This is a genomic window from Citricoccus muralis (assembly GCF_029637705.1).
In the GTDB taxonomy this organism is placed as follows: domain Bacteria; phylum Actinomycetota; class Actinomycetes; order Actinomycetales; family Micrococcaceae; genus CmP2.
Genome location: NZ_CP121252.1, coordinates 1,170,287 through 1,185,137, shown reverse-complemented (window position 1 = coordinate 1,185,137; position 14,851 = coordinate 1,170,287). Strand labels below are relative to the sequence as shown.

The 14,851-nt window shown below is 65.3% G+C and carries 15 protein-coding genes and 1 pseudogene; 8 read left to right on the top strand and 8 right to left on the bottom strand.

Going from position 1 to position 14,851, the window contains the following annotated elements:
• Positions 1–17: 17 nt before the first annotated feature.
• Genes P8192_RS05395 through arsB form a run of 5 tightly spaced genes read right to left on the bottom strand, consistent with a single transcriptional unit; the run spans position 18 to position 4,343 of the window.
• Complete coding sequence (locus P8192_RS05395) at positions 18–1,361, bottom strand: FAD-dependent oxidoreductase (protein WP_019157847.1); 1,344 nt, start codon at positions 1,359–1,361, stop codon at positions 18–20.
• On the bottom strand, positions 1,354–2,343 hold the full coding sequence (gene trxB, locus P8192_RS05390; protein WP_278159129.1) for a thioredoxin-disulfide reductase: 990 nt from the start codon (positions 2,341–2,343) through the stop codon (positions 1,354–1,356). Before trxB ends, P8192_RS05395 begins: the two co-directional genes overlap by 8 nt.
• Positions 2,344–2,355: 12 nt before the next feature.
• Positions 2,356–2,781, bottom strand: a complete 426-nt coding sequence (locus tag P8192_RS05385; protein ID WP_019157849.1) for an arsenate reductase ArsC — start codon at positions 2,779–2,781, stop codon at positions 2,356–2,358.
• A gap of 27 nt (positions 2,782–2,808) precedes the next feature.
• Entirely contained in the window at positions 2,809–3,228 is a 420-nt protein-coding gene (locus tag P8192_RS05380) for a low molecular weight phosphatase family protein (protein ID WP_278159126.1), read from the bottom strand.
• Entirely contained in the window at positions 3,225–4,343 is a 1,119-nt protein-coding gene (arsB, locus tag P8192_RS05375; RefSeq protein ID WP_278159749.1) for an ACR3 family arsenite efflux transporter, read from the bottom strand. The genes P8192_RS05380 and arsB overlap by 4 nt, the downstream gene beginning before the upstream one ends.
• Positions 4,344–4,426: 83 nt before the next feature.
• Between arsB and P8192_RS05370 the strand changes: the two genes are divergently transcribed.
• Both P8192_RS05370 and P8192_RS05365 read left to right on the top strand, forming a co-directional pair.
• Entirely contained in the window at positions 4,427–4,783 is a 357-nt protein-coding gene (locus tag P8192_RS05370; protein WP_040364631.1) for an ArsR/SmtB family transcription factor, read from the top strand.
• A 22-nt stretch (positions 4,784–4,805) separates the two neighbouring features.
• Positions 4,806–5,858, top strand: coding sequence for an ArsO family NAD(P)H-dependent flavin-containing monooxygenase (locus tag P8192_RS05365; RefSeq protein WP_083882698.1), 1,053 nt, complete (start codon positions 4,806–4,808; stop codon positions 5,856–5,858).
• An 87-nt stretch (positions 5,859–5,945) separates the two neighbouring features.
• On the opposite strand, the gene P8192_RS05360 is transcribed toward P8192_RS05365, so the two are convergent.
• Both P8192_RS05360 and P8192_RS05355 read right to left on the bottom strand, forming a co-directional pair.
• Positions 5,946–6,557 carry a recombinase family protein gene (locus tag P8192_RS05360; protein ID WP_019157853.1) on the bottom strand — a complete coding sequence of 204 codons (612 nt, stop codon included), beginning with the start codon at positions 6,555–6,557 and terminating at the stop codon, positions 5,946–5,948.
• Between the two features lie 377 nt (positions 6,558–6,934).
• Positions 6,935–7,324 (bottom strand): heavy metal-responsive transcriptional regulator, encoded by a 390-nt coding sequence (locus P8192_RS05355; RefSeq protein ID WP_019157843.1) that lies wholly within the window; start codon positions 7,322–7,324, stop codon positions 6,935–6,937.
• 107 nt (positions 7,325–7,431) lie between these two features.
• On the opposite strand from P8192_RS05355, the gene merA reads away from it, so the two are divergent.
• The 6 genes and pseudogenes from merA to P8192_RS05325 all read left to right on the top strand — a co-directional run bounded on the left by merA (position 7,432) and on the right by P8192_RS05325 (position 13,178).
• A complete protein-coding gene (merA, locus tag P8192_RS05350) occupies positions 7,432–8,856 on the top strand; it encodes a mercury(II) reductase (RefSeq protein ID WP_278159117.1) in 1,425 nt (474 codons plus the stop codon).
• Between the two features lie 337 nt (positions 8,857–9,193).
• On the top strand, positions 9,194–9,790 hold the full coding sequence (locus P8192_RS05345; protein WP_278159115.1) for a recombinase family protein: 597 nt from the start codon (positions 9,194–9,196) through the stop codon (positions 9,788–9,790).
• Positions 9,675–11,204, top strand: a pseudogene (locus tag P8192_RS05340) (Mu transposase C-terminal domain-containing protein). Before P8192_RS05345 ends, P8192_RS05340 begins: the two are co-directional and overlap by 116 nt.
• The gene (locus P8192_RS05335; RefSeq protein WP_278159114.1) at positions 11,201–12,019 is read left to right on the top strand and encodes an AAA family ATPase; all 819 of its coding nucleotides are present in this window, start codon (positions 11,201–11,203) and stop codon (positions 12,017–12,019) included. Before P8192_RS05340 ends, P8192_RS05335 begins: the two are co-directional and overlap by 4 nt.
• A gap of 200 nt (positions 12,020–12,219) precedes the next feature.
• Entirely contained in the window at positions 12,220–12,579 is a 360-nt protein-coding gene (cmtR, locus tag P8192_RS05330) for a Cd(II)/Pb(II)-sensing metalloregulatory transcriptional regulator CmtR (protein ID WP_278159112.1), read from the top strand.
• Complete coding sequence (locus tag P8192_RS05325) at positions 12,576–13,178, top strand: cadmium resistance transporter (RefSeq protein ID WP_278159747.1); 603 nt, start codon at positions 12,576–12,578, stop codon at positions 13,176–13,178. The genes cmtR and P8192_RS05325 overlap by 4 nt, the downstream gene beginning before the upstream one ends.
• An 87-nt stretch (positions 13,179–13,265) precedes the next feature.
• On the opposite strand, the gene P8192_RS05320 is transcribed toward P8192_RS05325, so the two are convergent.
• Entirely contained in the window at positions 13,266–14,591 is a 1,326-nt protein-coding gene (locus P8192_RS05320; RefSeq protein WP_278159110.1) for an ISL3-like element ISPfr2 family transposase, read from the bottom strand.
• Positions 14,592–14,851 lie beyond the last annotated feature (260 nt).

The window sequence follows — 14,851 nt, the reverse complement described above, 5'->3', positions numbered from 1 at the left end:
GCCACGTCCTTTCAGTCTCAGCAGCACGAGGCGGCAGCAGGTGCGCCGATCGTCACCAGCTGGGGTTCTGCGGGCGCGTCACAGGATCCACCGAGGTCGGTGCTGCACACACCGGTCTCCGGAAGGTTGAGGTGCACCTCGTCCGCGGCGGCACGGTCACCGGCCATCGCCGCGGCGATGGAGCGGACCTGCTCGTATCCGGTGGCCATGAGGAACGTCGGCGCCCGACCGTAGCTCTTCATACCCACGATGTAGAAGCCTGCTTCGGGATGGGACAGGACGCTCTCGCCGTGCGGCTCGACGCTGCCGCAGGAATGGAACTCCGGGTCGATGAGCGGTCCAAGCTGGCGGGGAGCCTCCACTGCGGGATCGAGTTCGAGGCGCAGCTCGGCCAGCATCGACAAGTCCGGGCGGAAGCCGGTGGCCGGCACGAGCAGGTCGACCCTCAGCTCCTCGGGCCCGGCAGACCCGGTTGCGAGGACTCGGAGCTGGTCACCGGCAGCTTCGAAGCCGGAGATCGTGAACGTCGTGTGGACGTCGATGACGCCGGATTCGACGAGTGCGCGCAGGCGGGACCCGAGTGCTCCACGTGCGGCGAGTTCATCGCGGTCTTCTCCGCCGTAGACGCCGGTGACGTCAGCAGAGCGGACCGCCCAGCTGATCCGGGTCTCCGGGGCGTCCTGGGCCAGTTCGGCTAGGTCGAGCAGTGTGTTCGCTGCCGAATGTCCGGCACCGATCACGAGGATGTGACGGCCGGCGAATCGATCGCGATGGGCATCCGTGACGGCCGGCAGGGGCTGCGTGATGAGACCACGCGCCGCGGCCTCGGCTTCTCCGGGTGCGGGAAGACCTGATCGTCCCAGCGGATTGGGCTGCTCCCAGGTGCCGGAGGCGTCGATGACGCTGCGGGCCTGCACGTCGTCGTATGAGCCATCTGTCTGGGCGATGCGGACGAGGAACGGCGTGTTGTCGCGGTTCTGGCTGCGGGTCTTGTCGATGCCCTGGCGAGAGACCGCAACGACCCGGGTGCTGGTGCGGATGACGTGGCCCAGTGCTGCTGACAGCGGGGTCAGGTAGTCGTCGACGAGTTCGTGGCCGGTGGGCAGGGCGTCGAGGTCTGGCTCCTGCCACCCGTTGGGCTCCAATAAGCGCCTGGCGGCTTCATCAATGTTGTAGCGCCACGGCGAGAACAGTCGGGTGTGCCCCCATGTGCGGATTGCTGCAGCCACGGTGTCTCCGGCTTCGAGGACCACAGGGGTGAGGCCTCGTTCGCGGACATGGGCGGCGGCGGCCAGTCCGACGGGACCGGCACCGATGATGACGACGGGCAGATCCTGGTGGGCACTCGCGAGGTCACGCATGGCTGATCTCCTGAAGGACGGGGGTGAGGGCCGGTGGTGCGATAGTGGCGAGGTAGCGCTCGGCGTCCAGCGCCGCTGAGCAGCCGGTGCCGGCTGCGGTGATGGCTTGGCGGTAGCGGTGATCGACCGCGTCGCCGCAGGCGAAGACGCCGGGCAGGTTGGTGTGGGTGGTCGGAGCGTCGACGAGGATGTATCCGTCCGGGTCCAGATCCAGCTGGCCGCGGAGGAGTTCGGTGCGGGGCAGGTGTCCGATGGCGACGAACACCCCGGTGGCGTCGAGATAGGTGGTCTGCCCAGACACGGAGTCCATCAGGGATACTCCGGTGACCTTGTCTTCGCCGTGGATGGTGGTGATGTGGCTGTTGTAGACGAAGCGGATCTTCTCGTTCTCCCGGGCCCGCTCGGCCATGATCTTCGAGGCGCGCAGGGTGTCTCGGCGGACCACGATGGTCACTGTCTGGGCGAAGCGGGTGAGGAAGAGAGCTTCTTCCATCGCGGAGTCCCCACCACCGACGACCACGAGGTGCTGGTCGCGGAAGAAGAACCCGTCACAGGTGGCACACCAGGACACGCCGTGCCCGGTGAGTCGCTTCTCTTCGGGCAGACCAAGTTCCTTGTACGCCGAACCGGTCGCCACGATCACCGCAGGTGCGCGGTACGTCGCCCCTGCCAGGGTGGTGACCTCTTTCAGAGTCCCGGTGAGTTCCACGGCGGTGACGTCGTCGTATTCGATGCGGGCACCGAATCTGCTGGCCTGCGCGCTCAGACCCATCATCAAGTCCGGGCCCTGAATGCCGCCGGGGAAGCCGGGGAAGTTCTCCACGTCAGTGGTATTCATGAGAGCACCACCGTGTGTGACAGACCCGGCGATCACGCGCGGGGACAATCCCGCACGGGCGGCATAGATGGCAGCGGTATAACCGGCGGGACCGGAACCAATGATGATCAGCTCATCGGTCGTGTCGAGAGGTGAGTTCGTCATCGTGTCGTCGTCTCAGTTCGATGCGGTCGGTGTCGGAATCAGTTCGCTGATCAGCTGCTGGATACGGGACTTGATGTCGTCGCGGACCACGCGGACGTCGTCGATGCCCTTGCCTGCCGGGTCGGTCAGTTCCCAGTCCTCGTAGCGCTTGCCGGGGAAGATCGGGCAGGCGTCGCCGCAGCCCATGGTGATCACGACATCGGAGGCCTGCACCGCCTCGGTGGTCAGCACCTTCGGGGACGCTGCGGTGATGTCGATGTCTTCTTCGGCCATTGCCTCCACGGCGACCGGGTTGATCTGGTCGGCAGGTTCGGAGCCGGCCGAGCGGACCTCGATCCGGTCACCGGCCAAAGCGGTGAGGTAACCCGCCGCTATCTGGGAGCGGCCGGCGTTGTGGACACAGACGAAGAGGACGCTGGGCTTGGGTGCAGAAGTCATGGGGTGTCTTCCAATCAGGGGGTGGGGTCAGCGGGGGAGGAGTTCGGCGTGCAGGGCACGGACGCGGGCGTCGATGTCGCCACAGACCAGGCGCATCCGCTCAAGTCCTTCGATGCCGCGCTCGGAGGGCTCATCGGTCGTCCACGTCTCGATGGTGGCCGTCATGCCCGCGACGGGCTCCACGTGGGCCTCCTGGCCGAGCACGACGACTCGATCGACGCGGCGCAGCAGCTCCGGGTCAATCGGTTTGGGCTGCTCATCCGCCATATCGGCTCCTGCTTCGGCGACCGCTTCTGCGGAGAGGCTGTTGAGAGAGCCGCCCGGCGCGGTGCCTGCCGAGTGGACCTCAACCGTGTCGCCAGCGCGGTGGCGCAGCAGGGCCGCGGCCATCTGCGACTTGCCGCCGTTCTTGACGCAGACGAACAGCACGCTGGGCTTGCCGGTCATGATCGCACCCCCGCGACTGCACGGTTCGGGACGGTCGGGTCGTTGCGAAAAAGCTTGGGCCCAAGCCAGAGAGCGACGTAGACGAGGCCGACGAGGACGGGGACCTCGATCAACGGGCCGACGACTCCCGCCAACGCCTGGCCCGAGGTGATACCGAAGGTGCCGATCGACACGGCGATGGCCAGTTCGAAGTTGTTTCCCGAGGCGGTGAAGGCCACGCTGGTCGACTTCGCGTAGTTCAGCCCCACCGCTTTCGACGCGAACAGGCTGATTGCAAACATGAGCACGAAGTACAGCAGCAACGGCACCGCCATCCGCGCCACGTCCAGAGGCTGCGATGTGATCGCCTCACCCTGCATCGCGAACAGCAGCACGATCGTGAACAGCAGCCCATAGAGTGCCCAGGGGCCGATCTTCGGCAGGAACGTCTCCTCATACCACTCCCGGCCCTTGGCTCTCTCCCCGAATACGCGGGTGAGGAAGCCCGCCAGCAGCGGGATGCCGAGGAAGACGAGCACCGATGCCACGATCGCCCACACGGAGAACTGCGCCGAAGTCGTCTCCAGTCCCAGCCAGGACGGCAGCACCTGCAGATAGAACCAGCCCAGCGCACCGAAGGCCACAACCTGGAAGACGGAATTGATGGCAACCAGCACCGCGGCAGCCTCTCTGTCGCCGCAGGCGAGGTCGTTCCAGATGAAGACCATGGCGATGCAGCGGGCCAGGCCGACGATGATCAGTCCGGTGCGGAACTCCGGCAGGTCGGGCAGGAAGACCCAGGCGAGCGTGAACATGAAGGCCGGACCGACGACCCAGTTGAGGAACAGCGACAGAGCCAGCAGCTTCCGGTCCCCGGTCACCCGGTGCATCTCGTCGTAGCGGACCTTCGCCAGCACCGGATACATCATGACCAGCAGACCGATCGCGATCGGCACGGAGATCCCACCGACCTTCACAGAGTCCAAGGCCGTGTCGAGCCCGGGCACGAAGCGCCCCAGCAGCAGACCCACGGCCATCGCAATCAGGATCCACACCGCCAGCCACCGGTCCAGGAAGGACATCTCCTTCGCCACCGGCACCGCGTTCTGCGCAGCCGTTGTTGCAGTGGTGCTCATCGGCACTAAGCTCCTTGTATCGATGGATGTCTATGGAACAGACTAAGCGCATGCATCGATGAGCGTCAATGTATGATGGTGTGATGAGTACTTCAGTGGAAACCAGTGAGCTGCGTCTCGGAGCCGCGACCGAATGCTGTGCGTTGGACGCGTCCCCGCTAGGGGTCTCAGATGCCGACCGGATGGCGAAGAAGCTCAAGGCGCTGTCCGATCCGACGCGATTGCGCGTCTTGTCGCATGTGGCGGCCCAAGGCTGCGACGCAGTGTGCGCCTGCGACCTGATCGACGTCCTCGACATCAGCCAGCCCACGATCAGCCACCACCTCAAGAAACTCGTCGAAGCAGGCCTCCTGACCCGAGAGCAGCGCGGGAAATGGGCCCATTACACCGTCGTGCGCGAAGCATTCGCAGAGCTGCGTCAATTCTTGTCGCTGGACTGACCGCTACGGGGGCGGACCGAGAGTGACTGAGCGCGTCGATGTCGTAGTCATCGGGGGCGGACAAGCAGGGCTGGCGATCGGTTACTATCTTCGTCGTGCCGGCCTGTCGTTCGTGATCCTTGACGACCGCGAAAGGTCAGGGGGCGCATGGCAGAGCACCTGGCCATCGTTGCGCCTGTTCTCACCAGCACAGTACTCATCGCTACCGGGCCGTCCGATGCCCGCGTCGCCGCGCGCCAACCCCGACGCGTCTCATGTGATTGACTACCTCGCTGACTACGAGGAGCGCTACCGACTGCCCGTGCGGCGGCCGATCCAGGTCGACCACGTCGAGCATGGGCCCGAGGGGTTCCGCGTAGCTACGCACTACGAAGACTGGCTGGCACGCATCGTCGTGAACACGACGGGCACTTGGTCTCAACCGTTCTGGCCGTCCATGCCGGGGCAGTCAACGTTCCAGGGAGTCCAGGTGCACAGCGCCTGGTACCGCGGCCCAGAACAGTTCGAGAACTCTTCCGTGCTCGTCGTCGGTGGGGCGAATTCCGGCGCTCAGATCGCAGCGGACCTCGTTGGCAGCGCCGAGGTGACCTGGTGTCTACGCGGAGAGCCTCGCTACCTGCCCGATGACGTCGACGGGCGCGAATTGTTCCGAGTGGCAAGCCAGCAGGTGCGCGCGAGAGCAACAGGCCAGCCCGATCCCGGCGGGGTAAGCGATCTGGGCGACATCGTCGCTGTCCCACCTGTCAGGCGGGCACGTGATGCTGGGTTGCTGACCGCTCAACCGATGTTTGAGCACTTCAGTCCCGGCGGCGTGGTTTGGCCCAACGGAAGAACGCATTGTATTGAGGCCGTGGTGTGGTGCACCGGCTTCCGTCCAGCGTTGCGCCATCTACGCCGTCTCGACCTCCGGGAATCCGACGGAACAATCGATCTGAACGGGACCGCTTCCACACGTATCCCGGGCCTTTATCTCGTCGGCTACGGCGACTGGACCGGGCCAGGGTCAGCCACCCTCATCGGCGTCGGAGCAACAGCGAAAGCTACCGCCAATGACATCCGCTCCAAACTCGTCTGAGAAATTTCCTCAACCGATTGCCACAGCAACCTACCGGCTCTCATAACGCCTTCGACCTGGAGCGCGGGGGAACCTAGAGGCGGCCAGTCACCGCTGCAGTAGCTTGCTTCCGGCGGACCGAAGTTCACCAGTGGGAGAGACGTGGCGATACAGGGTCTGCCGCGTGACCCCGAGTTCCTTGCATAGGTCTCCGACGTGAGTGCCCGGCTGGCCCATTGAAGCCATCGCCAATCGGACTTTCGCCGGCGTCATCTTGAAGGGCCGGCCGCCCTTCCGCCCACGAGCACGAGCTGAGGTCAGCCCAGCCTTGGTGCGCTCGGAGATGAGCTCTCGTTCGAACTCCGCCAGCGCAGCGAAGATGCCGAACACCAATTTTCCGGAAGCGGTGGTGGTGTCGATGGCTGCTCCTTGTCCGGTGAGTACTTTAAGCCCGATGTCGCGGTCGGTGAGGTCGTGGACGATGTTGACCAGGTGGCGCAGGTCTCGGCCGAGCCTGTCGAGTTTCCACACGATCAGGGTGTCACCGGACCGGAGAGCTTTCAGGCAAGCCAAGAGCTCCGGACGGTCGTCCTTCTTACCGGAGGCTTTGTCTTCATAGAACTGTTCGGGGCCGACGCCGGCGGCGGTGAGTGCATCCCGTTGCAGATCCGTGGTTTGAGATCCGTCGGCTTTCGACACTCGGATGTATCCGACCAGCATCGCCAAACCTCCATCACTTATACCTTCGTTTACGTGACACACAGATCATATTTCCACTGATCTGTGACTTTGTGAGCTAAATGGCGGGGTTCGTCAGGCGCTCCGCGGCGGTCTCCGCTCCCGCAGGCAAGGCTTGCTGGGAGTGAGAACAATGTCCCGCAAGAGGATCCCCATACGACTACCGGGGTTGGCGACCCTCACCCCTGTCGACCCACCCGGATCGATACGTGCTGTGAGTCCCTCGGGCGCAGTTCCGATGCCCACTGCGCCGCTGACACTTTCGTGTCAGTAGGTCGAGGCGGAACGTTCCAGCTGTGCGGCTGGGGCTCGGTCGACCACCACCCCTCGATGGCGTGTCCGTGCGGCGTCGGGCTTGGCTACAGGTACCGGCAGACCTGGTCGGAGCTGCACGTGTCGGGCTCAACGTGCTCGGCCTGGTCGCGTAGCCCGGCGAGGGTGTCGCGCAGGTCGTGGAGCTGTCTGAGTTTCAGGTCAATGTCGGTCAGGCGTGCGTCGAGCAGGTCGCGTACGTGATCGCAGGGAGCTTGGCCGTGGTCGCGGATGTCGAGGACCTGCCGGATCTGGGCGAGGGAGAGTCCGGCGGCTTGGCCGCGGTGGATGAAGTCGATCCGGGTGAGGCTCTCGGTCGTGTAGTCGCGGTAGCCGCCGGGCGTGCGCTCGGCCGGGGGCAAGAGCCCCTGGTCTTCATAGAACCGCAGAGTCTTCGTGGTCGTGCCGGCCGCTTCAGCGAGCTCCCCGATCCGCATCCTCACCCCTCGTGTGTCACAGGTCTCACCCTTGACCTTCCCCTGTACTGGAAGCTTTAGTATCGCCGCATCAGGAGGATTTCTCAACAGTCCGGGGAGGGTTCGGGATGCAGTCGAAGATTGATCTGGCCGTGATCGGGTCGGGTGGCGCGGCGTTCGCCGCAGCGATCCGCGCCACCACGCTGGGCAAGTCGGTGGTGATGGTCGAGCGCGGCACGTTCGGCGGCACCTGCGTGAACACCGGGTGCGTGCCGTCCAAGGCGCTGATAGCGGCCGCCGAGGCCCGCCACGTGGCCGCGGACGCGGGCTCCCGGTTCCCGGGGATCGCCGCCACCGCGGGCGCGGTCGACATGCCCGGGCTGGTGGGTGGCAAGCAGGACCTGGTCGAGGCGATGCGGGGTGAAAAGTACTTCGACGTGGCCGAAGCCTACGGCTGGCCGGTCCGCCAGGGCCAGGCGGCCTTCGCCGGCACCCCGGATGCGCCTGTGCTGGAGGTCACCGCCGCTGAAGGCACCGTGGAAACCATCGAGTCCGCCCATTACCTGATCGCTACCGGCACCCGTCCCTGGGTCCCGCTCATCCAGGGGCTGGACGGCGTCGAGTACCTGACCTCGACGTCGGCGATGGAACTGTCCGAGCGCCCCGACTCGCTGCTGGTGCTCGGCGGTGGCTACGTGGCGCTGGAGCTGGCCCAGATGTTCGCCCGGCTCGGCTCGAAGGTGACCCTGCTGGTGCGTTCTCGGCTGGCGTCGAAGGAGGAGCCGGAGGTTTCCAGATCATTGCAGGAAGTCTTCGCCGACGAGGGCATCCGGGTGGTCCGCCGCGCTGTTCCCTCCCGCGTTGCCCGCGATACCGTCACCGGGCAGGTCGTCGTCATGGCCGAGGTCTCGGGCGGCGAGCAGGAGTTCCGTGCCGACGAGATCCTCGTCGCGCTCGGACGCCGCCCGGTCACCGAGGGGCTCAACCTCGAGGCCGTGGGGGTGAAGACCGGCGAGGCCGGACAGATCGTGGTCACCGACCAGTTGCAGACCGCCAACCCCCGCGTCTGGGCGGGCGGGGATGTCACCGGGCACCCCGAGTTCGTCTATGTCGCGGCCCGGCACGGCACGATCGTCGCCGAGAACGCCTTCACCGACGCCAACACTTCGGTCGACTACACACGGATGCCTCGGGTGACGTTCACCGGTCCCGCCATCGGCGCGGTCGGGATGACCGAGAAGGAGGTCATCGCGGCCGGGATCCGCTGCGACTGCCGCGTCCTGCCACTGGAGTACGTGCCCCGTGCGCTGGTGAACCGGGACATGCGTGGGTTCATCAAGATGGTCGCCAACGCCGACACCGGCGAGATCCTCGGTCTCACCGCTGTCGCCAAGGACGCCGGCGAGCTCGCCGCCGCCGGCGTCCACATCCTCGGCAAGACCATCGCAGAAGTCGCCGACGCGTGGGCCCCATACCTGACCATGGCCGAAGGCATCCGCATCGTCGCCAAGGCCTTCACCGCCGACGTCTCGAAGCTGTCCTGCTGCGCCTGACCGCGCACTCACCCCAATAGAACTGGACGCACTCAATGAGACGATCCTCACCACCGACCTGACAGACCACCGACCTGGCAGACCGGCTCGTCCGGTCCGAGGAGACCGCCCTGCTGGTCCCGTTGCTGCGGCTGCGCGCCGCCGGTGACCCGATCACCATCGATCACCTCGCGACGGTCCCTCGACGGCACACTTCCGAGGGTCCCGCATGGGGAACCTCGACCGGACACACCCACTCCCGACATGGGAGTCCTACTAGCATGCCTGACGAGGTGTCCCGTAAGACCCGTCCGGTGAACTGTTCGGTGACGGGGCCTTATATGACACACTTAGAAGCATGTCCGCTTTGAAGGTCGGGTACGCCCGGGTCTCCACCGATGAACAGGACCTCACCGCCCAGCGCGATGGCCTCAGCGCTCTCGGTGTCGACGCGATGCGCATATACGTCGATCACGGACTGACCGGCCGCAACGCGGATCGCGCCGGGCTGCGGCAGGCGCTGGCGGCATGCCGGGCCGGTGACACGTTCGTGGTCACCAAGCTCGACCGGTTGGCACGTTCGGTGCGCGATGCTCACGAGATTGCCGATGACCTCGCGGCCCGCGAGGTGAAACTCAGCATCGCCGGATCGGTGTATGACCCGACGGACCCGATGGGCAAACTGCTGTTTAACGTGCTGGCGATGGTCGCCGAGTTCGAAGCCGACCTCATTCGCGCCCGCACCCGCGAAGGGATGAAGGTCGCCAAGGCCAAGGGCCGGCTGCGCGGGAAGTCTCCGAAGCTCACCCCACGACAGGAGGCTCACCTCGTCCACCTGCATGCCGCCAAGGAGCACACCGTGGGCGAGCTGGCCGAGCTGTTCAGCGTCGGCCGCTCCACGGTCTACCGTGCCCTTGAGCGCGCGCAGCGTGGCCGCGAGAGCCGCGTGCAGTAGGTGCGCGATGGACGCTGCGGCGCGGTGGCGCATTCTCCGGCTCCATGTGGAGGACGAGGTTCCGCTCGCGCGTCTGGCCCGCGAGTCCGGCGTCGGGCTGCGGACCCTGGAGCGCTGGCACGCCCGCTACCGGACCGACGGCTACGCGGGCCTGGAGACGGCCCCGCGAATGGACGCCGGCACCCACCGCTTGCCGACCGATCTCGTCCACGTGATCGAGGGTCTGGCGCTGAGCAAGCCGCGGCCGGCTATCGCCACGATCCATCGCAAGGTCACCGGCATCTGCGGCATCCACGGGTGGCCGGTCCCGTCCTATTCGGTGGTGTGGGAGATCGTGCGCGCCCTGGACCCGGGCATGGTCACCCTCGCCCTGGAAGGCGCGGCGTCCTACCGCGACAAGCACGAGCTGGTGCTGCGCCGGCAGGCGGAGTGGCCCAACGCGATGTGGCAGTCCGATCACACGTTGCTCGACATCCTGGTAGTCGGCACCGATGGCAAACCTGCCCGGCCGTGGTTGACGACCATCCTCGATGACTGCTCCCGAGCGATCTGCGGCTATACCGTCTTCCTGGGCGCACCGTCGGCGATGAACACCGCGCTGGCGCTGCGGCAGGCGATCTGGCACAAGGCCGACCCGGCCTGGCCGATGTGCGGCCTACCGGACGTGCTCTACGTCGATCACGGCAGCGACTTCATCAGCCACCAGCTCGCCGGCACCGCCGTCGACCTCCACATCCGGCTGATCCATTCCACCGTCGCCCGCCCCCAGGGCCGGGGCAAGATCGAGCGGTTCTTCGGCACCGTCAACACCGAGCTGCTGGCCGACCTGCCCGGATACATCGGCGAAGGCCAGCCCTGGCCAACACCGACACTATCCCTGGCCGAGCTCGACACCGCCGTCGAAAGGTTCGTGGCCACCTACAACGACCGCACGCACAGCGAGATCGGCACCTCCCCGCGCAGCGCGTGGATCGCCGAGGGCTGGCTGCCCCGCATGCCCGAGAGCCTGGAAGCTCTCGACGGACTGTTGCTGACCGTGGCCAAGACCCGCGTCGTGCGCCGCGATGGCATCCGATTCCAGGGCCTGCGCTACGTCTCCCCGACCCTAGCCGGCTAGGTCGGACAGTCGGTCGTGATCCGTTACGACCCTCGCGACATCACCGAGATCCGCGTCTTCGACCACGACGAGTTCCTCTGCAAGGCCGTCAACCAGGAGCACCACGACCAGAAGGTCAGCCTCAAAGAGATCCAGGCCGCTCGCAACGCGAGACGCCGGGCACTACGGGCCGGCATCAACGAACGCATCGCTGTCGTGGCCGCACACACCACCGAGACACCACCTCCCGCGGAGGAACCAGCGGCGGCGCAGACGCCGAAACGGAAGTTGAAGGTCTACAAGGAGGACCTGAGGTGAGCCAGCGCTTCATCGTCACCAAAGAATACCGCCGCTTCACCGAGTTCGCCGACGCCGTGCGCCGCGGCCACACCATCGGCCTGTGCTTCGGGTCGGCCGGAGTGGGCAAGACGCTCTCGGCGCGCCGCTACGCGCACTGGGACAAGGCCCTCGATCTGCTGACCTACTGGGGGCCGCGCTCCGACGACGACGCCAAGATCTACGCCGCCCTGAACCGGAGCCGCACCGTGCTCTACACCCCCAGCGTGCTGACCACCCCGCGGACCCTGAAGGATGAGCTCAATCAGGCCATCACCCGCACCAACATCTGCATCGAACAGCACCTCGCGCCGCACGGCGACGTCACGCCCGAGACCTGGGGATGGCGCCGCAGCAGGAACTACGTGGAGCTGATCATCGTCGACGAGTCCGAACGGCTCCGCCCCGCCGCCCTGGAACTGCTGCGCGACCGCTACGACCGAGACGACATCGCACTGATCCTGATCGGCATGCCCGGACTGGAGAAGCAGTTCAGCCACTACCCCCAGTTCTACAGCCGGGTCGGGTTCGCCCATCAATACCGACCCCTGGGTCAGGACGAACTGTTGTTCGTCCTGCAACGACACTGGCGCTCCCTCGGCAAGACCCTCGACCCCGAAGACTTCACCGACGCCCAAGCCATCGCCGCCATCGCGCGGGTCACCCGCGGCAACTTCCGGCTGCTCGAACGCCTCATCCCCCAGATCCAGCGCGTGCTGAAGATAAACGAACTCGACACCATCACCAACGATGTCATCGAAGCCGCCCAAAGCACCCTGGTCATCGGCGTCACCTGACCCCGGCCTGCCACGGAACGTCGGAAGAACCCCGCCATTTAAACGCAGAAGTCACATGTCGGCAGCGCCGCCTGCCAGCAACGATAAGTGGTCAGAAACGACCGTTAGTGGTCGCCGAGGAAGTTGCACCCAGGAGGCCGTGAGGAAAGACCGACAATGACTATTCTTGAATAAGTCAGTACTCGCTGTATAGTCAGTACATGCTGACTAATTCTTCTCGCCTTGATGTGATGAACCGACTTGGCCGAGCTATGGCGGATTCGACTCGTTCCCGAATTTTGCTCTCCTTGCTGGAAGCTCCTGGCTACCCTGCACAGCTCTCCCGCGACCTGGGGTTAACCCGAACCAATGTGTCGAACCACCTGGCCTGTCTCCGAGACTGCGGAATCGTGGTCTCTGAACCCGAAGGCCGACAAACCCGGTATGAAATCGCCGATTCCCACCTTGTCCGGGCGCTGAACAACCTGATGGAGGTCACGCTTGCTGTTGATGAGAATGCTGCCTGCATCGACCCAGACTGCTCACTTCCCGAATGCACACAGGCAGGCAGCCGGACCTGATGATAACTGCTGCTGCACAGGCCGTTGTCCTCTTCATCGCCACCAACATCGACGACATCATCATCTTGTCCCTCTTCTTCGGCCGAGGTCACGGCCAACCAGGGACCACCCGCCGAATACTGCTAGGTCAATACCTGGGGTTCATCGCAATTTTGGGGACTGCCGTCATAGTGGCCGTAGGCGCGGACGCGATTCTGCCTGACGAACTGTTGCCTTATTTCGGGCTGATTCCCCTAGGTCTTGGTGTTTGGGCCGCGTGGCGGTCATGGCGCAATCGAGGCGAGGAAGACAACGACGAAGCTCAGCTACAGGGCAAACGGGTCTCTGTCGGCACAGTAGCGCTGGTGACCTTCGCCAACGGCGGGGACAACATTGGGGTCTATGTGCCAGTGTTCGTTAGCATCAGCTGGGCTTCTGTCTTTGCCTTCTGCATAGTCTTCCTACTGCTGGTCGCCACCTTAGTCTTCACCGCCCGCTGGCTCACATCACGGAAACCCATCGCCGAAGCCCTCGAACGCTGGGAAAGTATCCTATTCCCGACTGTGCTCATTGCGCTGGGAGTCATCATCCTCATCAGCGGCGGGGCATTCGGACTCTAATTCACCGTTGCTTGTCTTCAATGGGGCAGAATCAACTACTGCGTCCTGCAATCTGCCGACAACTTTTGACTACTGTCAGAAACCGGCTCATCCCAATCGGGGGTGTAGGAGTTGGGGTCTGAAGCCGCCGGTCTCGAGCAGGCTTCGGGCGATGTAGTTGGTCAGGTTGCGGAACCCGAGTGCGGAGCCGCGCAGGTGTTCGAGCCGTCCGTTGAGCGCCTCGGTCGGCCCGTTGCTGGTGCCAGGTCGTTCGAAGTAGACGAGCACGTCAGCGGCTCGCTTCTTCAGGGTCCGGCCCAGGGTGGTGAGCTCGGTGAGCACCTTGGGGACGCCGGCGCTGAGGTCGGTGATCAGCTTCTCCATGAGCTCGCGGCCACGTTGCCGGTCCTCGTGGCGATAGGCGGCGATCATGCGCTGGTAGACACCCCAGGTCGCCTCGACCTCGACGTGAGCGTCATCAACGAACAGCGCGCGTAGCCTGTCGCTCTGCTTGTCGGTGAGCAGGTCCGCGCCGGTGTGCAGCGTGCGCCGCGACTTGTAGAGCGGGTCGTCCCTGAACCCACGGTGCCCGTGGATCGCGAGTTGGACCCGGCGCCGGCACCTGTCGAGGGCGTCACCGGCCAGGCGCACGACGTGGAAGGGATCCATCACCGTGACCGCGTCCTGGATCTCCTCTGCAGCGGCGGGCTTGAACCCGGTGAAGCCGTCCATCGCGACCACCTCGACCGCGTCACGGAAGGCGTCGTCGCGGTCGGCGAGCCAGGTCTTGAACGCCGCCTTCGACCGGCCATCGACCATGTCCAGCAGTCTTGCTGGGCCGGCGCCATCGCGGACCGGGGTGAGGTCGATGATCACGGTAACGTACTTGTCACCACGCCTGGTGTGGCGCCAGACGTGCTCATCGACGCCAACGACCTTCACGCCCTCAAACCGCGTGGGGTCGTTGATCAGCAGCCGCTTGCCTTCAGCCAGGACCGCGTTGTTGGCGGTGTCCCACGCGACCCCGAGTCCCTCGGCGACACGGGCGACGGTGAGGTGTGCGACCACGATCCCTTCCAGCGCCCACCGCAGCCCGGTGCGCGAGAGCTTCGCACGTGGCTCCGCCGCGGCGCTGGTGTCTTGGCGCCACACGTGTCCGCAGTCGGCACAGCGGTAGCGGCGCACTACAAATTCCAGCACGGTCGGTCGCCAGCCCAGCGGCTCGTGGGCCAACCGCCGGATCACGGTGTCACGAGCAGCGCCTTCGCTGCCGCACCGTCGGCACCACTGATCTGGTTCCACCACGCGGCACGCGAGGACCGCACGATCCGGTTCAAGTCGTTGTCCGGTCACGCTCAGACCGAGGCCGTCGAGTCGAGCGAAGGCGGTCAGGTCAGGGCGGCCGAAGCCGGCCGGCGGGGTAGCGTCGGACACGTCGAGGTCTTTCGGATGGATGGCGTAGGAACCTCCATCGTCGGGAGACCTCGACGTCTATCTGCGGACCGACGCGCCCGGCCGACCTACACCCTCATCTGTGAAGAGCCCAGAAACCACCGTTTATGGACTAGCTGTTCGCTGGGCACACTGGCTATGGCTCGCCCTGAGTGAAGACTGGAGAATCAGTTACATTTTGACTGGCGTTCGGTTCAACTACAGGACGAATCGGCAGCATCGTGCAGCGCGCTGGCGCGGAC